At 72.1% G+C, this 18,964-nt stretch carries 15 protein-coding genes; 9 read left to right on the top strand and 6 right to left on the bottom strand.

Going from position 1 to position 18,964, the window contains the following annotated elements; translation table 11 throughout:
- Window positions 1-13: 13 nt before the first annotated feature.
- The 3 genes from V6V47_RS03735 to V6V47_RS03725 are packed head-to-tail and all read right to left on the bottom strand — an operon-like array spanning window position 14 to window position 5,398.
- Window positions 14-2,488, bottom strand: a complete 2,475-nt coding sequence (locus V6V47_RS03735; protein ID WP_334626534.1) for an SMC family ATPase — start codon at window positions 2,486-2,488, stop codon at window positions 14-16.
- Entirely contained in the window at window positions 2,489-3,637 is a 1,149-nt protein-coding gene (locus V6V47_RS03730) for an exonuclease SbcCD subunit D (protein ID WP_334626533.1), read from the bottom strand.
- Window positions 3,638-3,646: 9 nt separating this feature from the next.
- Window positions 3,647-5,398: an ATP-binding protein gene (locus V6V47_RS03725; RefSeq protein WP_334626532.1), complete on the bottom strand. Its 1,752-nt coding sequence runs from the start codon at window positions 5,396-5,398 to the stop codon at window positions 3,647-3,649.
- A 372-nt stretch (window positions 5,399-5,770) separates the two neighbouring features.
- Between V6V47_RS03725 and V6V47_RS03720 the strand changes: the two genes are divergently transcribed.
- Window positions 5,771-6,391 (top strand): hypothetical protein, encoded by a 621-nt coding sequence (locus V6V47_RS03720; protein WP_334626531.1) that lies wholly within the window; start codon window positions 5,771-5,773, stop codon window positions 6,389-6,391.
- A 9-nt stretch (window positions 6,392-6,400) separates the two neighbouring features.
- Here V6V47_RS03720 and V6V47_RS03715 read toward each other — a convergent pair whose 3' ends face one another.
- Window positions 6,401-7,147 (bottom strand): pyrimidine reductase family protein, encoded by a 747-nt coding sequence (locus tag V6V47_RS03715; RefSeq protein WP_334626530.1) that lies wholly within the window; start codon window positions 7,145-7,147, stop codon window positions 6,401-6,403.
- 150 nt (window positions 7,148-7,297) lie between these two features.
- On the opposite strand from V6V47_RS03715, the gene V6V47_RS03710 reads away from it, so the two are divergent.
- The 6 genes from V6V47_RS03710 to V6V47_RS03685 all read left to right on the top strand — a co-directional run bounded on the left by V6V47_RS03710 (window position 7,298) and on the right by V6V47_RS03685 (window position 14,308).
- Window positions 7,298-7,852, top strand: coding sequence for a plasmid pRiA4b ORF-3 family protein (locus V6V47_RS03710; RefSeq protein WP_334626529.1), 555 nt, complete (start codon window positions 7,298-7,300; stop codon window positions 7,850-7,852).
- Window positions 7,853-8,534: 682 nt separating this feature from the next.
- Window positions 8,535-9,827 (top strand): ABC transporter substrate-binding protein, encoded by a 1,293-nt coding sequence (locus V6V47_RS03705; protein WP_334626528.1) that lies wholly within the window; start codon window positions 8,535-8,537, stop codon window positions 9,825-9,827.
- 118 nt (window positions 9,828-9,945) lie between these two features.
- A complete protein-coding gene (locus V6V47_RS03700) occupies window positions 9,946-10,917 on the top strand; it encodes a carbohydrate ABC transporter permease (RefSeq protein WP_334626527.1) in 972 nt (323 codons plus the stop codon).
- A gap of 10 nt (window positions 10,918-10,927) precedes the next feature.
- On the top strand, window positions 10,928-11,770 hold the full coding sequence (locus V6V47_RS03695; protein WP_334626526.1) for a carbohydrate ABC transporter permease: 843 nt from the start codon (window positions 10,928-10,930) through the stop codon (window positions 11,768-11,770).
- A complete protein-coding gene (locus V6V47_RS03690; RefSeq protein ID WP_334626525.1) occupies window positions 11,767-13,179 on the top strand; it encodes a GH1 family beta-glucosidase in 1,413 nt (470 codons plus the stop codon). The genes V6V47_RS03695 and V6V47_RS03690 overlap by 4 nt, the downstream gene beginning before the upstream one ends.
- 82 nt (window positions 13,180-13,261) lie before the next feature.
- Window positions 13,262-14,308, top strand: a complete 1,047-nt coding sequence (locus V6V47_RS03685; protein WP_334626524.1) for a LacI family DNA-binding transcriptional regulator — start codon at window positions 13,262-13,264, stop codon at window positions 14,306-14,308.
- A 276-nt stretch (window positions 14,309-14,584) separates the two neighbouring features.
- On the opposite strand, the gene V6V47_RS03680 is transcribed toward V6V47_RS03685, so the two are convergent.
- Window positions 14,585-15,805: an acyl-CoA dehydrogenase family protein gene (locus V6V47_RS03680; RefSeq protein WP_334626523.1), complete on the bottom strand. Its 1,221-nt coding sequence runs from the start codon at window positions 15,803-15,805 to the stop codon at window positions 14,585-14,587.
- Window positions 15,805-16,884, bottom strand: a complete 1,080-nt coding sequence (locus V6V47_RS03675) for a phosphotransferase family protein (RefSeq protein ID WP_334626522.1) — start codon at window positions 16,882-16,884, stop codon at window positions 15,805-15,807. The genes V6V47_RS03680 and V6V47_RS03675 overlap by 1 nt, the downstream gene beginning before the upstream one ends.
- Before the next feature lie 149 nt (window positions 16,885-17,033).
- On the opposite strand from V6V47_RS03675, the gene V6V47_RS03670 reads away from it, so the two are divergent.
- On the top strand, window positions 17,034-17,738 hold the full coding sequence (locus V6V47_RS03670) for an amino acid-binding protein (protein ID WP_334626521.1): 705 nt from the start codon (window positions 17,034-17,036) through the stop codon (window positions 17,736-17,738).
- Window positions 17,739-17,843: 105 nt separating this feature from the next.
- Window positions 17,844-18,893 carry a GNAT family N-acetyltransferase gene (locus tag V6V47_RS03665; RefSeq protein WP_334626520.1) on the top strand — a complete coding sequence of 350 codons (1,050 nt, stop codon included), beginning with the start codon at window positions 17,844-17,846 and terminating at the stop codon, window positions 18,891-18,893.
- Window positions 18,894-18,964: the final 71 nt, after the last annotated feature.

The raw sequence follows: 18,964 nt of genomic DNA, 5'->3' as shown, positions 1-18,964 counted from the left end.
GCGCTCCTCGCGCTCACCGGCCGGTCCGTTCCACGCGCGCCGACCGCGCATCCTTGCGCACCTCGAAGCGGACCGGGATCCGTTCGGCCAGCGCCGGCACGTGGGTGACCACGCCGACCATCCGATCGCCCCGGGCGGCCAGGTTTTCCAGGGTGGCCGCCACCGTGTCCAGGGTGGCCGCGTCCAGCGTGCCGAAGCCCTCGTCCAGGACGATCGACTCCAGGCTCGCCGCCGTGGTCGACATCCCGGCCAACTGCTCGGAGAGCGCCAACGCCAACGCCAGCGACGCCTGGAACGTCTCACCGCCGGAGAGGGTGCGCACGCCCCGGCGCAGACCCGCGTCGTGGTGGTCGACCACGAAGAACTCGCCCTTGTCGTGCACCAGCTCGTACTGCCCGCCGGACAGCTCCCGCAGGATCCCCGACGCCCCGTCGACCAGCAGGTCCAATGCCTCGGCCAGCAACCACCGCTCGAAGTTGTTGGCGCGCAGGTGCCCGGCGAGCGCGCGGGCCACCTGGGCCTCCCGATCGTGCCCGGCGCGCTGCTCGCGCAGCGTGCCAGCCTGCTCGCGGCGCTCCCGTAGCAGGCGTCGGTCGGCCTCGGCCCGCTCGACCGCCACGGTCGCGGCATGCACCGGATCGTCCGCGACCGGCACGTCGGCGTCGGCGAAGATGCCCGCGATGCGCAGCCGCACCGCGTCGGCCGCCGCCTCGGCCTCGGTGACGACGGCGGCCCGGTCGGCCCGTTCCGCGCGGCGGCGGTCGGCTTCGACCGTCGCCCAGCCGGTCAGCGCCGCCCATGCGACGGCCACGTCATCCCGGTCGGTCGCGGGCGGGCCGAACCGGGCCAGCCCGTCGCGGGTCGCGTCGAAACCCCGCCAGGTCGCCCGCAGCCGCTCCTCGGCGGCGTCCACGCCGGCCCGCGCCCGGCGGGCGGTGTCGCGGCCCGCCCGGACGGCGGTCGCCGCCTCCTCGAGTGCGCGCCGCAGCCGGGCCTGCTCGGCCAACTCCCGGTGCAGCACGGCCGGCTCGGCCGCGCCGGCCAACTGACCGGCCAGGTCGGCCAACCGGGCGTCCAACTGCTCCTGCCGGGCCCGGGCCTGCACCAGCAGCCGTTCCAGGTCACGTGCCGCCGCGTCCCGCTGCTGCACGGCCGCCTGCGCGGCCTTGGTGGCGGCGCGTGCCGCCTTGCCGGCCGCCGTCGCGGCGGCCACCGCCGAGTCGGCCGGCACCGCCGGCACCTCGACCACCGGCTGCTCGCAGACCGGGCAGGCCGCGCCGGCGTGCAGGTGCACCCGCAGACTGACCGCCAGGTCGGTGGCCTTCGCCTCCTCGTGCGCCCGGAACGCCGCCTCCAACTCGACGTCGGCCCGCTCGGCGTCGGCCCGGGCGTCCGCCAGCGCGGCCACCGCGGTCGCGTGCTCGTCGCGCGCCACGGCCACCGCCGCGCGGACCGTCTCGGCCTCGTCGGTCAGCCGGGCCCGGTCGTCGTACGCCCGCAGCAACAGCCGCACCGAGCTCTCGTCCCCGGCGCCGGCCAGCTCACCCCGGAGCTTCTCCTCCCGCTCCTCGGCCAGCGACACGCCCGTCGCCGCGGCCTCGGCCTCGGCCCGCGCCGCGGTCACCGCCCGGGCCACCTCGGCCACCCCGGCCGGAGCGCGCACGCCGGTCAGCACAGTCAGCTCGTCGTCGAGCGCGGTCAACGCCGCCCCCGCCTCCCGTGCGCTGACCCGGGCCGCCGCCAGCTCCGGCACCGCCGCGGCCACGGCGGCGGCCAGCTCGGCCATCCGGTCGGCCCGGGCGTCGGCCTCGGCCAGCGCCGCGTCGTCCACACCGGCCAGCCCGGCGAGCACCTGGTCGACCGCGTCGAGCCGGGCCTCCGCCTGCGTCGCGCGCGCCGTCGCCCGCTTCTGCACGTCCTCGTAGACGCCGAGGCCGAGCAGGTTGACCAGGATCTGCTGCCGGGTTGCCGGCTTGGCGTGCAGGAAGTCGGCGAACTGACCCTGCGGCAGCACCACACAGCTGGTGAACTGCTCGTACGGCAGCCCCACCGCCTCCAGCACCGCCAGCTCCATCTCGGCGGGGGTGCCGGCCACCACCTCGCCGAGGTCGTCCGGGCTCAACCCGGTGTCCAGCTTGGTCACGTCGAAGCCGGCCGGCATGAGCTGCAACCCGGCGTTGGCGGTCTTGACGTTGCCCCGGCCGTCCCGGCGGACCACTCGGGTGGCCACGTACCTCGCACCGCCGGACTCGAAGACCAGCCGCACCCGGGCCTCGGTCGCCGACGGCGCGAGCGCGTTGGACAGGCCCCGGGTGCCGCCCCAGCGGGGCACGGTGCCGTAGAGGGCGAAGCAGATCGCGTCCAGCACCGTGGACTTCCCCGAACCGGTCGGGCCGATCAGGGCGAAGAAGTCGGCGTCGGTGAAGTCGACGGTGGTGTCGTCCCGGAAGACCGTGAAACCGGCCATGTCCAGCCGCATCGGACGCATCTAGTGGTCGACCTCCTCGAAGAGCTCGTCGAAGAGCTCCCGGACGCCCTCGTCGTCGTGCCCCCGGCTGTCCAGATAGTCGGCGAACAACTCCCGCGGCGAGCGCCCCGAGCGTTGCGCGATTTGGGCGCCGCTGCCCGGCGCGGCGAGCAGCTCCGGGTCGATCCGGATCTCCAGCGCGCGGGGGAGCAGCTCCTGGACCTCCTCGCGCAGGCCGGCCCGGGGTTGCTCGCGCACGAAGACGCGCAGCCAGGCGTCCGGTGCCTCGATCTCGGCGAGCTGGGCCAGGGTGCCCCGCACGGTGCGCAGCGTGCTCGCCGCGGTCACCGGCACCTCGCGGACCCGGGCGGCGGTGGTGGCGGTCACCTCGACCAGCGTCACCGAGGGGACGTTCTCCTGCTCGCCGAAGTCGACCGCGAGCGGGCTGCCGCTGTACCGCACCGGGCAGGGGCCGATGACCCGCTGCGCCCGGTGCAGGTGGCCCAGCGCCACGTAGTGCGCGTTCGCCGGGAAGACGGTGGCCGGCACGGTGTAGCCGAGCACGGTGTGCGCGTCCCGTTCGCCGCCGCCGGTGCTCGCACCGGTCACGGTCAGGTGCGCGGTGACCAGGTGCACCCGGTCGGGCTCGGTGAACCCCTCGGTGAGGCGGCCCAGCACCCGGCCGAGATGGTCGGCGTACGTCTGGTTGGTCTCCGCGGCGGTCAGCTCGTACATCTCCAGCGCGCGGATCGCGTACCGCTGGGAGAGGAACGGCAGCGCCGCCAACTGCCACCGCTCCCCGTCGGCCGTGACGCCGTCGATGACGTGCTCGTCCGGATTTTCCCGGACGCCGCCGCGCAGCGTGATGCCGGCGGCCTCCGCCCACGGCCGCAGCGCGTCCAGCGCCGGGCCGTTGTCGTGGTTGCCGCCGATCGCCACCACGTCCGCGCCGGTGCGGCGCAGCGCGGTCAGCGCTCGGGTGACCAGCCGGGTCGCCTCGGAGGTGGGCGCGGCGGTGTCGTAGAGGTCACCGGCGACGATCACCAGATCCGGCTCCTCGGCGCGGGCGATGTCGATCACCCCGGCCAGGACGGCCTTGTGCTCCTCGGCCCGGGACTGACCCTTGAGGACCTTGCCGACGTGCCAGTCCGAGGTGTGCAGGATCTTCACGGCCGCCCCCTAGAACGGGATGTCGTCGTCGGCGCCGCCCCCGGAGCCCACCACGGCGAACGGGTCGGCGGACTGGGTGATCGAGCGCAGCGTCTCCGATGGTGCGCGGCCCGCCTCGGAGACCCGGGTGGCCCAGGCCGGGAACGGGAACTCCAGGCAGAGCGGGACCGGGATGTCCGGTTGGTTGACGAACATGGTGCCGGGCTTGGCCAACAGCGCCCGCTGCCGCTGCGCGGGCGGCAGGAAACCGTACTCCGGGCGGGACGCCTCGGCCGGGTCGAGCCGGCCGACCACCCGGATGGCCGAGTTGGTGACGATCCGCCGCTCCACCTCGCTCGCCGTCTGCTGGGCACCGACCAGGATCACGCCGAGCGAACGGCCCCGCTCGGCGATGTCGAGCAGCACCTCCTTGATCGGCGAGGAGCCCTCCCGGGGGGCGTACTTGTTGAGCTCGTCGAGGACGACGAAGAGCAGCGGCTTGGCGGTGCCGGACTTCTCCTTGCGCTCGAACTCGCTCTTGAGCGTCACACCGACCACGAACCGCTGCGCGCGATCGGGGAGGTTGTGCAGGTCGACGACGGTGACCTGCGCGGACTCGCTGGTGTTGATCGAGTGCGGGCGACGGGTGGTCAGGTCGCCCCGGATCAACCGGCCGAGATCCTTCTTGCTGCCGATCAACCGCCGGGCGAACGCGTTGACGGTGCCCAGGCCCACCGCGCTGCCCGCCCAGTCGGAGCGGGTCTCGTCGTCGTTGAGCTGGTCGACGATGTGGTCGACCAGATCGCCGTAGGAGCCGAGGCGGACGCCGTCGATGCTCACCCCACCGTCGGCCGGCTGCGCGTAGCGGGCCAGGTGCGCGGCGACCGAGTGCACCACCATCGTGTACTGCTGGCGCTCGTCGTCGGCGTCGGCGAAGACGTACGGCAGCAGGCGGTCGGCGCAGAACTCGCTGAGCGTCCAGTAGAAGGCGTCCACGCCGGTGAGACGGCTGCTCACGTCGGGTGTGCCGGCCGCGTCGCCGACCCGCGGCGGGGCGTAGACCCGCACGTCGGGGAAGGCGCCGGCGGTCAGACCGAGCTTCGCGTACGCGGCACGGGTGGGCTCGTCGAGGCGGGTGTTGGGGTGGTCGAGGAAGAGCAGATCCTCGCCCTTGACGTTGAAGATCAGCGCCTTGGCGTTGACCGCGTCGCCGCCCAGCACCCCGGACCGGAAGACCGAGTAGAGCAGGAAGGTGGCGAAGCTGGTCTTGGTGGCCACCCCGGAGATGCCGGAGATCGAGACGTGCGCGCCCCGGCTGCCGTCGAGGAAGTCGGCGTTGAGGTAGACCGGCACCCCGTCGCGGCCCATCCCCATCGGGATCCGCCGCTCCATCCGATCGAAGTGCAGCGCCCGCGCCCGGGCGTCGCCCTCGGCGCGGTGCACGACCGCCCCGGGCGTCGGCGGCACGTAGAGCTCGGGGTCGACCCGGGTGGTGGTCACCTCGGCCGCCTCCTGCACCTGCGCGGGGAGCGTGCCGTCGGCGATGGCGAAGACGTCGGACTCGAACTGCGCGCCCTCGTGCCGGGCCCGGACCTGGGTGACCACACCGGCGATCGTCACCGGTGCCCGGTCGGGCAGCTCACGCCGGGTGACCACCACGTCGTCGAGCTGGAGGTAGCTGCCGGGCGCCACGGCCGTCCAGAATTGCAACGGGGTGGCGTCGGCGGTGCCCAGCACTCGACCGACGACCTCGCCGGGGCCGTCGACGTCGGGGTCGGTCATCGGGTGGCTCGGGTCGGTCGGGCATCACGGTCGGCGCGCATGACGTGCATCCTGCCCGAGGAGTACGACAGGTCGCCACGCGACGCGGCGGAGGACACGGTGAGGAAGACCAAGGCCTTGCGGAGAGGTAGCCATCGCGCACGAAGAGTCAGATCGACCGTTGCCTCCGCCGTCTAACGTTGCGGCGTGACGCCGACATCACCGGCCGCTGTCGCCGGCTTCCGCGCCGGGTCGTTGCCCAGCCGACTTGTCCGCCCGCAGGGTCTCGCACACGCCATCGAGGTGCTCGTTCGAGGAGCCGATGACTATCGGATCTTCGTACGCCAGTCCCGGTTCGATCCGGCCAGCGGCGACGAACGTGCGCCGTACCTGGTGATCACTGACCTGGACCAACGCGATGACCCTGAACAGCTGGACGAGCGCCTCGTCCAAGCCCGCAGCATCATGGTGATCGTCAGATACCGCGACCACGCTCACGTAGCGGTGAACCTGACGACCCGACGGTGGGAGTCGTGGGCGTACAGCGACGGCCTTGACAAAAGACTCGCCGAGCTGAAGGCGTACCTCAAGAGCATCGCAGTTCCGCAGGTGTTCGGCTCGAGCCTCTGGCTCGGCGTGGCATTGGCGGCGTTCCTCTCGATGTGCATCGTGATCGGCGTCGCCGACGCGGTCGACCCCTCTTTCACGACTTCGGCCGAGGCGGACCCGGGAGAGTCGAGTGACTTCGCCGACATGCCGGGCTGGGCTCGGGTGGCGCTCCTGATCGCCACTCCGCTGCTGCTGGCCGGGGGATTCGTCGCCGCGTTGTTCCTGGTGGCGGAGCTCGCGGCGGGTGGCTTCCGAGCGCTGCCGCGCGCTCTGACCGCCGACGCCCTCCGACGCACGTCGTACGACTTTCGCAGGCGGAACTTCACGGGCCGCGCCTTTGACCGGGTCGCATGGTTGATCGTGACTGTCGCGGTGACTGCGGTCGTCACCAAACTATTGTCATGACGAGGCCGGTCAGCCACGCGCGTAGCGCGTCAGCAGAGCCCCGTCTCCGGCGGCGAGCACGTGTTGCAGCGCGAGCTGGCGGGGCGGCGCGGCGTCGCCAGCGGTGATCCGACCGGAGCCCGGCCCGGCCAGCAACGGCGCGACCGTGAGGCACAGCTCGTCCACCAGGTCGGCGGCGGTGAGCGCGCCGAAGAGGTGCGGGCCGCCCTCGCAGAGCAGTTGCGCCAACCCCCGTCGGTGCAGCTCGGCGAGGCCGGCGGTCAGGTCGAGCCGGTCGTCGCCGAAGCGCAGCACGTCGGCGACGTCGGTCAGGCCGGGCGGTGGCTCGGCGCCCGGGTGCGTGAGCACGATCGGCCGGACCGGCGCGTCGGCGAAGGCGGCCTGCGCCGGGTCGAGGTCGAGCGAGTGGGAGACGACCACCAGCGTGGGATACTCGGCCAGCCCCTGCTCGCGGCGCCAGGCGCGGCGGCGCTCGTTGAGCCGGACCGCCCGGTAGCCCTCGTGGCGCAACGTGCCCGCGGCCACCACCAGCGCGTCGCAGAGCATCCGCAGCAGGCCGAAGACCCGCTTGTCCGGTGTGCCGGAGAGCCCGGCCGAGTAGCCCTCCAGGGTGACCGCGCCGTCCAGGCTGGCGACGAAGTTGACCCGGAGCCGGGGTCGGTCGGCGCGACCGTAGAGCGCGGTCAGCGCGGCGTCGTCGAGCGGCAGCTCCGACGGCTCGGGCCAGAGCCGTCGGATCGGGATGTCGGCGCTCATTCGCTCGCCGGACCAGTGACCGGAGGTGTGGGTCGGGCGGTACGGTGCTGACAGTCGCACCAGTTCCGGCCCGGGCAGTGGTCGTGCCGCCGGGCCCGGCACGCTCGGCAGATCATGCTGGCAGCCTAAGCCGCGGAAGGACAGCACAGCATGCCGCGTCAGATCTTCCAGTTGAAGGTGTCCCTCGTCGGCGTCCGTCCGCCGGTCTGGCGTCGGGTGCTCGTCCCGGCCGGCTACACGCTGGACCGGCTGCACCGGGTGCTGCAGCACGCGATGGGTTGGCGGGACTGCCGCCTGCACTCGTTCGAGATCGACGCCATCCAGTACGGCGAGCCCGACCCGGACGGCGAGTTGGCGCTCCACGACGAGTTGGACGTCCGACTGGACGCGGTGCTCGGCAAGGGCAGCAGGTTCTCCTACACCTACGACTTCGGCGACTGGTGGGAGCACGAGCTCGTCGTCGAGGACGCGGTTACCGCCGACCCCGACGAGCGGTACCCGGTCTGCCTGGACGGCGAGCGGGCCTGCCCGCCGGAGGGCATCGGCGGGCCTGCGGGCCACCAAGCGCTGCTGGTCGCGTTGGCGGATACTGCCGCCCTGGCCGATCCGCGGTACGCCGCGCTGCGGGACTGGGCGGGCGTCCGTTTCGACCCGTCCCACTTCAACGCCGCCCGCACCAGCACGCTTCTGCGTCGCTTCTGCTGACCCGGCGCCAGCCTTCTGGCACCCCGCTCCGCCCGTTCCGCTGTTCCGCCGGTTCCGCTGTTCCGCCGGTTCCGCTGTTCCGCCGGTTCCGCCGTTCCGCCGGTTCCGCCGTTCCGCCGGTTCCGCCGTTCCGCCGGTTCCGCCGTTCCGCCGGTTCCGCCGTTCCGCTGTTCGGCCGGTTTCGCCGGTTTCGCCGATCATGGACTTGTGGTGGGGGACAAAAGCCGCCTAGTTAATCTTCCGGGCACCACCACCCCATGATCTTCGGCGGGCAAGCCCGCGTGCACGCATCGCTGCCGCGATCTTGCAGTTGCTGCCTCCACGAATGCGACAAAAGCCTCGAAGAGGCGACCGAAAGTGCAAGATCGCGCGGGCGCGGGCGCGGGCGCGGGGGTGGGCGTGGGTGTGGGCGCGGGCGTCGGCGCGGGGGCGGGCTCGGGCGTGGGGGCTGGGGTGTGGGGGTTGCAACTCGGCTTTTGGCGGCGGAAATTGCCCTCTTTCTGACTTAACGCGCCTGATGTCGCTCCCGGTAACGATCTGGGAACGCTCCCATCATCCTATTGACACCCTCGATAACCCGCCGGCAATCTCATGGGAGCGCTCCCGGCGCGGCGCACATCCATCAGCACACGCACCCCCCACCACACCCACCCAGCCTCACCACCGGAAAGAGGGGTCCCGAATGAGCGTCACCACGCGGCGTACCCGCCTGGCGGCCGCTGCCCTGGCCGCGATCACCGCCATCGGCGGTCTTGCGGCCTGCGGCAACGACGACGACAAGCCGGCCGCCGGCGAGAAGCCGGCCAAGCTGGTCGTCGACACCTTCGGCGAGTTCGGCTACGACGAGATCGTCAAGCAGTACGAGAAGGACACCGGCATCAAGGTTGAGCTGCGCAAGACCGCCCAGCTCAACGAGTACCGGCCAAAGATCGTCCGGGCCCTGGCCACCGGTAAGGGCGCCTCCGACGTGATCGCGCTCGAGGAGGGCATCCTCAACGAGTTCAAGGCCAACCCGGCCAACTGGGCCGACCTGGCCCCGCTGGTGGCCGACCACAGCAAGGACTACCTGCCCTGGAAGTACGAGCTGGGCAAGGCGCCGGACGGCCGGCTGATCGGCCTGCCCACCGACGTCGGCAGCCTCGCGGTCTGCTACCGCCGGGACCTGTTCGAGGCCGCCAAGCTGCCCACCGAGCGGGACCAGGTCGCCGCGCTCTGGCCGGACTGGAACGCCTTCATCGAGACCGGCAAGAAGTACCGCTCGGCCACCGGTAAGGGCCTGCTCGACTCGGTCACCACCGCGGCCAGCGCGGTCATGTTCCAGCAGGGCGGTGACCTGTTCTACGACAAGGACGACAACGTCGTCGCCGAGACCAGCCCCGCCGTCAAGGCCGCCTGGGACACCGCCATCGCCATGGCGGACGCGAACATCTCCGCCAAGACCGCCACCTGGTCGCCGGAGTGGTCGGCCGGCTTCAAGCAGGGCACCTTCGCGGCCACGTTCTGCCCCTCCTGGATGCTCGGCATCGTGCAGGAGAACTCCGGCCCGGAGAACAAGGGCAAGTGGGACGTGGCGCCGGTTCCGGGCGGTGCGGGCAACTGGGGTGGCTCCTGGCTCGCCGTGCCGGAGCAGAGCAAGTACCCGAAGGAGGCGGCGAAGCTCGCCGAGTACCTGACCAACGCCCAGAACCAGGTGGCGGCGTTCAAGCTCAAGGGCCCGCTGCCCACCAACCTGGAGGCGCTGAAGAACCCGGAGTTCCTCGGCTACACCAACGAGTACTTCAACGGCGCGCCGACCGGCAAGGTCTTCGGGGAGAGCGTGGCCAAGATCCAGCCGCTGCACCTCGGCCCGAAGCACCAGGGCATCAAGGAGAACGCCTTCGAGCCGGCCCTGCGGTCGTACGAGAGCGGGCAGGCCGCGAAGGGCAAGGCCTGGGAGCAGTTCGCCAAGGACGCCAAGACCCAGGGCGCCTTCTGACTCTGATCACTGCACCGCGGTGGCGTTCGGGCACCCGCCCGGACGCCACCCGTGGCGTCCCGTTCCGCGTACCACCCCACGCAGCGCCGGTGCGGCCGGCGCCGCGAAAGGACACTCCATGAGCCTGTCGGCCACGACGGCGCCGCCGCCACCCGCGGCGCCCCCGCCTCACCCGTCCACGCCGCGCCGGTCCCGAGCGCGTTCGCTGACCCACCTGGATCTCAAGCTCTCGCCGTACCTCTACATCGCGCCGTTCTTCGTGATCTTCGGCATCTTCGGGTTCTACCCGATGCTGCGGACGGCGTGGATGTCGCTGCACGACTGGAACCTCGTCGGCGACCACACCTTCATCGGGTTCGACAACTACGTCGCGCTGGTGCAGGACGAGTACTTCTGGAACGCCACGCTCAACACCTTCGGCATCTTCCTGCTCTCCACCGTTCCGCAGTTGCTGCTCGCGCTGTTCCTCGCGAACCTGCTCAACCGCACCTTCCTGCGCGCCCGGACGCTGTTCCGGATGGCGATCTTCATGCCGAACGTGGTCTCCGTCGCGGCGGTGGCGATCGTCTTCGGGATGCTGTTCCAGCGCGACTTCGGCGTGTTCAACTGGCTGCTCGGCATGGTCGGGGTCGACCCGATCGACTGGGACGCCGAACGCTGGAGCTCCTGGACCGCCATCGCCTCGATGGTCAACTGGCGGTGGACCGGCTACAACACGCTGATCCTGCTGGCCGGCATGCAGGCCATCCCGCGCGACCTCTACGAGGCGGCGGCGATCGACGGCGCCGGCCAGTGGAAGCAGTTCTGGCGGATCACCCTGCCGATGCTCACCCCGACCTTCGTCTTCGTGGTGATCCTGTCCACCATCGGCGGGCTCCAGCTCTTCACCGAGCCGCTGGTCTTCGCCAACGGCAACATCACCGGCGGGGACCAGCGCGAGTTCCAGACCCTGGCGATGTACATGTACGAGCTCGGCATCGAGAACCTGAACACCGCGGGGTACGGCGCGGCCGTGGCCTGGGCGATGTTCATCATGATCGCGCTGGTCTCGCTGCTCAACTTCGTGCTCGTCCGCCGCACGGTCAAATGAGGAGACAGCCGTGAACTCCGCCTCCCAGCGCCTCTGGCGCACCAGCCCGCTGACCTACTGCGCACTCGTGCTGGCGGTGCTGCTCTCGATCTACCCCTTCTACTACATGGTGGTCATCGCCACCCGCAGTCTGGACGCCATCAACGACGTCCCACCGCCGATGACGCCCGGTGGCTCGTTCGGTGACAACTTCGGCCGGGTGCTCGACAACGATGCGGCCAACTTCCTCACCGGCCTGCTCAACTCGGTGATCGTCTCGTCGGTCGTCACCCTGTCGGTGGTGCTCACCGGGTCCCTCGCTGGCTTCGCCTTCGCCAAGCTGCGCTTCCGGGGCCGCAACGCGCTGCTGCTGTCGATCATCGTGACCATGATGATCCCGACGCAGCTCGGCCTGATCCCGCTCTGGGGAATGATCCAGGACTTCGGCTGGTACGACACCCTCTACGCGGTGACCGTGCCGTTCCTGGTCAGCGCCTTCGGCGTGTTCATGATGCGGCAGTATGCCACCCAGGCGATCTCCGACGAGCTGATCGAGGCCGGCCGGGTCGACGGGGCCAACACGTTCCGCATCTACTGGAACATCGTGCTGCCGGCGCTGCGCCCGGCCGCGGCCGTGCTCGGCCTGCTCACCTTCATGGAGACGTGGAACTCCTACCTGTGGCCGTACGCGGTGCTCACCCCGGAGAACCCCACCCTGCAGGTGTCCCTGGCCTTCCTCTCGTACGCCTACTACACGGACTACTCGCAGGTGTTCGCCGCGACCGCGATCGGCACCGTACCGCTGGTCATCGTGTTCATCGTGTTCGGCCGCCAGATCATCGGCGGGATCATGGAAGGTGCCGTCAAGTCGTGAGCGACCCCGCCAGCCCACCCGCCGTCGGCGTCCTCGACGGACGCCCGGCGTTGACCTTTCCGGCCGGCTTCCTCTGGGGAGCCGCGACCGCCGCGTACCAGATCGAGGGCGCGGCGACCGAGGACGGCCGTACCCCGTCGATCTGGGACACGTTCAGCCACACCGATGGCCGGGTGGTCGCCGGGCACACCGGCGACGTGGCCTGCGACCACTACCACCGGCTCGGCGACGACGTCGCGCTGATGGCGGAACTGGGCCTGTCGTCGTACCGTTTCTCGGTCTCCTGGCCCCGCGTGCAGCCCGGCGGCACCGGCCCGGCCAACCAGCGCGGCCTGGATTTCTACCGGAGGCTGGTCGACGAGCTGCTCGGGCACGGCATCGATCCCTGGCTCACCCTCTACCACTGGGACCTGCCGCAGCCGCTGGAGGACGCCGGCGGCTGGCCGGCCCGAGACACCGCCGCCCGGTTCGCCGACTACACGACGCTGGTGGCCGACGCGCTCGGCGACCGGGTGCGCCACTGGACCACGCTGAACGAACCGTGGTGCTCGGCGTTCCTCGGCTACGGCTCCGGGGTGCACGCGCCCGGCCGCACCAGCGGCGCCGACGCGGTCCGCGCCGGGCACCACCTGATGCTCGGTCACGGCCTCGCCGTGCAGGCGCTGCGGGCCGCCCAGCCGAGCGCCGAGGTGGGCGTCACGGTCAACCTCTACCCGGTCGACCCGGCCACCGACGCCCCCGCGGACGTGGACGCGGCACGCCGGATCGACGCGCTGGCCAACCGGTTCTTCCTCGACCCGCTGCTGCGCGGGTCGTACCCGGCGGACCTGGTGGCTGACCTGAGCACGGTGACCACCTTCGACCACGTACACGATGGCGACCTGGCCACCATCGCCACCCCGCTCGACCTGGTCGGGATCAACTACTACAGCCGGCACGTGGTCGCCGCCGCCGAGGCGGAGCCGACGCCCTCCTGCTGGCCGGGCAGCGAGGACGTCCGGTTCGTCAGCCGGGGCGTCCCGGTCACCGACATGGACTGGGAGATCGACGCGCCGGGCCTGGTCGAGACGCTGCGCCGGGTGCACGACGAGTACACGGACCTGCCGCTCTACGTCACCGAGAACGGCTCCGCGTTCGTCGACACGGTCGCCGACGGGCAGGTCGACGACGTCGACCGGCTGGCCTACTTCGACGCCCACCTGCGCGCCGCGCACGAGGCGATCACCGCGGGGGTGCCCCTGCGCGGATACTTCGCCTGGTCGCTGATGGATAATTTCGAATGGGCCTGGGGCTACACCAAGCGGTTCGGCATGATCCACGTCGACTACGTCAGCCAGGCCCGCATCCCCAAGTCAAGCGCCAGGTGGTACGCCTCGGTGATCCGACGCAACGGTCTGGCCGCACAATAGGCTCGGGCCAGCCATCCGGGCGGTCCCGGTGCGCACCTCCGGCAGGTGCCATCGGGTCCGCCCGCCGTCGGAGGAGCAGACGATGACAACGCAGCGCACCCGGTCGCTCGGGCGCCCGACCCTGGACGCGGTCGCGGCACGCGCCGGCGTCGGGCGGGGCACCGTCTCCCGCGTGGTCAACGGCTCGCCCCAGGTCAGCCCGGAGGCCCGGGCCGCGGTCCAACAGGCCATCGCCGAGCTGGGGTACGTGCCCAACCGGGCCGCCCGTGCGCTCGTCACCCAGCGGACCGACTCCGTCGCGCTGGTGGTGTCCGAGTCCGGCGAGCGGGTCTTCACCGAACCGTTCTTCGCCGGGATCGTCCGGGGTATCAGCTCCGGGCTGCTGGAGACGCCGATGCAGCTCTGGCTCGCCATGGCCCAGTCGCCGGTGGAGCGGGAACGGGTCGAGCACCACCTGACCAACCAGCACGTCGACGGCGTACTCCTGTTGTCGTTGCACGACTCCGACCCGCTGCCGACCCTGCTCGAGGAGCGCGGCCTGCCCTCCGTGCTCGGCGGCCGGCCGGCCCGGATGCTGCAACCCGGCGCCCAGCCGGCCTGGTTCGTCGACGTGGACAACGTGGGTGGCGCCCGACAGGCCGTGGAGTACCTGGCCGGCCGAGGGCGGCGGCGGATCGCCACCATCGCGGGGCCGCAGGACATGGGCGCCGGCCTGGCCCGCCTGGCCGGCTACACCGAGGCCGTCAAGGCCACCGGGGCCGGCGTCAACCCCGACCTGATCGCGTACGGCGACTTCAGCGAGGGCAGCGGCGCGGCCGGCATGCGGCGGTTGTTGGACACCTGCCCGGAGTTGGACGCGGTCTTCGTCGCCTCCGACCTGATGGCCTTCGGGGCGCTGCGGACCCTGCGCGAGGCCGGCCGGCGGGTGCCCGAGGACGTCGCGGTGGTCGGCTTCGACGATGCGCCGATCGCGCGGCAGGCGGACCCGCCGCTCACCACGGTCTTCCAGCCGGTGGAGGAGATGGGCCGGCAGATGGCCCGACTGCTCGTCGCCCGAATCCGCGGCGACGACCTCCCCGCCCCCCACATCCTCCTGGACACCCAACTGGTCCACCGAGCCAGCGCTTAACGCGCCCCCGCCCACCCCCGCCCCGCCCCCGCCCGCCCCGCTGCTGTGCGGGGTTGATCATGAGGTTAGCGGGCGACAATTCCGACAGAGCGCCCCGTCAACCTCATGATCACCGATGCGACCGGGCGCGGCCGGGTGCGGGTGGGTGCGGGTGGCCGGGCGTGGGTGCGCGGCGTTTGGGTGTGGGCGCGCTTGGTCCTGGATGTAGTGGCGTCCGGTGCGCGGGAGGCCACTACGTCCAGGATGTTGCGCGTTAGCGCGTAGCGCGGTGGGGGTTCAGGCGGGGGTTGGGGTCCAGCGGCGGAGTTCGCGCTTGGCCAGCGACGAGCGGTGGACCTCGTCGGGGCCGTCGGCCAGGCGCAGAGTGCGGGTCTGCGCCCAGAGGGCGGCCAGCGGGGTGTCCTGGCTGACGCCGGCGCCGCCGTACCCCTGGATGGCCTTGTCGATCACCCATTCCGCCATCGCCGGCGTACCGATCTTGATGGCCTGGATCTCGGTGTGCGCGCCCTTGTTGCCGACGGTGTCCATCAGCCAGGCCGTCTTGAGCACCAACAGCCGGGCCTGCTCGATGCGGACCCTCGACTCCGCGATCCACTCCCGGACCACGCCCTGCTCGGCCAGTGGCCGGCCGAACGCGATCCGCTCGCTGGCCCGTCGGCACAGCAGCTCCAGAGCCCGCTCGGCCATGCCGATCAGCCGCATGCAGTGGTGGATGCGGCCCGGGCCCAGCCGGGCCTGGGCGATGGCGAAGCCGGTGCCCTCGGTGCCGATCAAATTGTCCGCGGGCACCCGGACGTCGGTGAAGTCGATCTCGGCGTGCCCGCCGTGCGAACCGTCGGTGTAGCCGAAGACGGTCATGCCCCGACGGACGGTGACGCCGGGGGTGTCCCGGGGGACCAGCACCATGCTCTGCTGGCGGTGCCGGTCGGCGGTGGGGTCCGTCTTGCCCATCACGATGAAGATCTCGCAGCGCGGGTCCATCGCGCCGGACGACCACCACTTGCGTCCGTTGATCACGTACTCGTCGCCGTCCCGGGTGATCTGGGTGGCGATGTTGGTGGCGTCGGAGGAGGCGACATCCGGCTCGGTCATGCAGAACGCCGAGCGGATCTCACCCTCCAGCAGCGGCATCAGCCAGCGCTTCTGCTGCGCCTCCGAGCCGAACTCGGCCAGCAGCTCCATGTTGCCGGTGTCCGGAGCGGCGCAGTTGACCGCCTCCGGCGCGAGGTGCGGGCTGCGCCCGGTCAACTCGGCGAGCGGCGCGTACTGGAGGTTGGTCAGGCCGGCGCCATAGCGCGGATCGGGCAGGAAGAGGTTCCACAGGCCGCGCTTGCGGGCCTCCGCCTTCAGCTCGGCCAGCACGGGGGTACGCGACCACGGGTCCCCGGCGGCCACCTGCTCGGCGTGCACCGACTCGGCCGGATAGACGTGCTCGGTCAGGAACCGGCCCAGCTCAGCGCGCAGCTCCTCGGTCCGGTTGTCGTAAGCGAAGTCCATCACCGCTCCCTGGCAGCGGTCAGCCCGTGCACGACCAGCGGTGCCACCATGTCGCCGATCCGGTCGAAGCCCTCGCCGAGCGTCTGCCCGAGCGTGTGGCGGTAGTGGATGCCCTCGCAGATGACCGCGAGTTTGAAACAGCCGAGCGCCACGTGCCAGTGCAGCGGCCCGACGTCGACGTCGCTGCGTCCGGCGTAGCGGTCGATCAACTCGGCGCCGGTGGGGAAGCCGGCCCGCGGGCCGAGCCCGTCCGCGACCGGGTTGCCGGTGGCCGTCTCGCTGCCGCCCAGCACGTCCCAGTACGTCAACAGCAGCCCGAGGTCGGCGAGCGGGTCGCCGAGGGTGGCCATCTCCCAGTCCAGCACGGCGTGCACGGCCACCGGGTCGGCCGAGGCGAGGAGATTGTCCAGCCGGTAGTCGCCGTGCACGATCCGGCCCGCGTTCGCGCCCTCGGGGGCGGTCGCCGCGAGCAGGTCGCGCAGTTCGTCGATGCCGGGCAGTGGGCGGCTGCGCGAGCGGTCGAGCTGCCCGGACCAGCGGCGCACCTGCCGGGCCAGGTAACCCTCCGGGCGGCCGAAGTCGCTCAGCCCGACCGCGGCCGGCTCGACGGTGTGCAGCGCCGCGAGCGTGTCCATCATGGCCATGGCCAGCGCCTGGCGCCGCTCGTCGCCCAGCGGGTCGGTCTGTCGGCGGCTGCGGAAGACCTCGCCGGGCATCCGCTGCATGAGGTAGAACGGTGCGCCGATCACCTCGGGGTCGGCGCAGAGCAGCAGCGCGTCGGGCACCGGCACCTCGGTCGGCGCCAGCGCCGAGATGACCCGGAATTCGCGGGCCATGTCGTGTGCGGTCGCCAGCACGTGCCCCAGCGGCGGTCGGCGCAGCACGACCTCCCGGTCGCCGAGGTGCAGCAGGTAGGTGAGGTTGGACTTGCCGCCCGCGATCAGCTCGGCCCGCAGCGGCCCGGCGGCCAGCTCGGGCCGGTGCTCCGCGAGGTAGCCGGCGAGCCGGTCAAGGTCGAGCCCGGCGGGGGAGGCCGGATTGACTCCCGGCCGGATCGCGTCGACGGCCGGATCGGTCATTCGACTAGTTGATGGCAGCCCGCTCACGTTGTCAAGGTCAGATTTTCCCCTCGGGACATGCCTCTGCAACAGGGACGAAATGGTCAACTACCAGGCTGGTGACCATCCTGCCGGCCGCCGTCGCCGGTCCGCCGAGCGGAGGGACTGACATGTTGCTGCGAGTTCGGGTCACCCTGCCGGACCGTCCGGGCACGCTCGGCCAGGTCGCCCGCACGCTGGGCGTTTCCGGCGCGGACATCGTGCAGGTGGTGGTCCTGGAGCGCCTCGGCGGGCGCGCCGTGGACGACTTCACGGTGGTCTGGCCGGGTGCTGCTCGGGTCGAGCGACTGCTGGCCGGCCTCGCGGCGATTCCGGGCGTCCGGGTGGACGGTGTGTGGCGGGCGATCGGCGCGCCCACCACCACCGGCCAGGATGCCGAACTGCTGGCCCAGGTCGCGGCCAACCCGGCCGACGGGATGGCCACTCTGGTCGATGCGGTGCCGGGGCTGCTGGCGGCCGACTGGGCGGTCGCCGCCGTGGTGCCGGTGGACTGGGCCTCACGGGCCGGGGGCACCGGTGGGGCGACCGTCGGGCACGCGAGCTGGCGGGCTCCCGACCCGCTGCGGCTGCCGGAGGTGACCCCGCTGCGCGGCCGGTCGATGACGACACCCGATGGCACGCACCACGCGGTCGCCCCGTTCGGCCGGGCCGGTCTGGTCCTGGTGGTGGCCCGTGAGCACAGCGAGACCCTCTCCGCCGCCGCGTTCCACAGCACCGAGGTGGACCGGCTCGCCCAGCTCGTCCGGGCCAGCGCGGTGATCCTCGGCGATCGGCTGGACCTGGTCGGCGCGCCGCCGGTGGTCGCCGGCCCCTGAGCGAGCTGGCGGCTCTCGGTCGGTCCAAAGACCCGGGAAGTCACCGGCGAGCAATCGCGCGGCAACAGCCGGGGACGAGGCTCGTACCGGGGAAGGGAGCCAACCATGACGTTGTGGCGGATTCGAGCCACCGTGGACGACCGGCCGGGTTACCTGTCGGTGCTCACGGCGAGCCTCGCGCTGCGTGGGGTCAACATCCTCACCTTGCAGGTGCAGCCCACCGAGCAGGGTGCCGTGGACGATTTCCTGGTCGACGCGCCGGACGCGCTCGACGAGGCCGAGCTGATCGCCGCCGTCGAGCGGGGTCGGGGCCGGGACTGCTGGGTGGCGCGCAGCGAGGCGCGCGGCCTTGCCGACCAGCCCACCCGGGTGCTCGGGCTGGCCAACCGGTTGGTGCGGGACCCGGACGCGACGGGTGAGGCACTGCGTACCCTGCTCGGCGCCGATTCGGTGAGCTGGCGGCCGGCGGCGGCCGCGCCCGGCCGGGGGGTCGCCGACACGAGCATGCTGCTGGCCGACCCGACGGGCGGCTCGTTCGCGTTGCGGCGGGCCGCGCCCGCGTTCACCCCGGCGGAGTACGCGCGGGCACAGGCCCTGGTGGAGTTGGCCGCCACGGTGACGCGTCGGGCCACCGAGCAGGTCACCCTGGTGCTGCCCGACGGCGCGGAGCTGGTCGTGCGGCCGGCCTGCGCGGACGATCTGCCGGGCGTACAGGAGCTGCACGAGAGGTGCTCACCGCGCAGCCGGCACCGGCGTTACCTGGGCGGTGCGGCGGTGCCGCAGCCGGCCCGCCTGCGGCGGCTGCTGGAGCCGAGCCGAGGGCTGACGCTGATCGCCACGACGACCGCCGCCGACGGGACGGCGGAGTCGGTGGTCGCGATGGCCAACCTCCTCGGCGAGGGCGACGAGGCCGAGGTGGCGTTCCTGGTCCGCGACGACTGGCAGCGTCGTGGGCTGGGCTCGGCGCTGCTGCGCCGGCTGGCCCGGCACGCCGACGGTGCCGGGTACGCGGCGCTCGTGCTGCACGTCCAGGCCGAGAACACCCCGATGTTGCGGACTCTACGACGGCTGGACCGGCCCAGCTCGATGTTGCGCGACGGCCCGCTGCTCACGCTCACCGTCCCGCTCGCCGTTCCCGCCATCAGCAGGGGCTGACGGGCCGGGCCGGTCCCCCCTGCGGGGGGCCGGCCCCGGCCGTCGGTCAGGGGGGGGGGTGACTGCTGGAG

Origin of the sequence: Micromonospora sp. CPCC 205539 (assembly GCF_036906815.1) — a bacterium.
In the GTDB taxonomy this organism is placed as follows: Bacteria; Actinomycetota; Actinomycetes; order Mycobacteriales; family Micromonosporaceae; genus Micromonospora.
The sequence above is the reverse complement of the archived record's forward strand: the minus strand, read 5'-3'. Positions and strand labels throughout refer to the sequence as shown.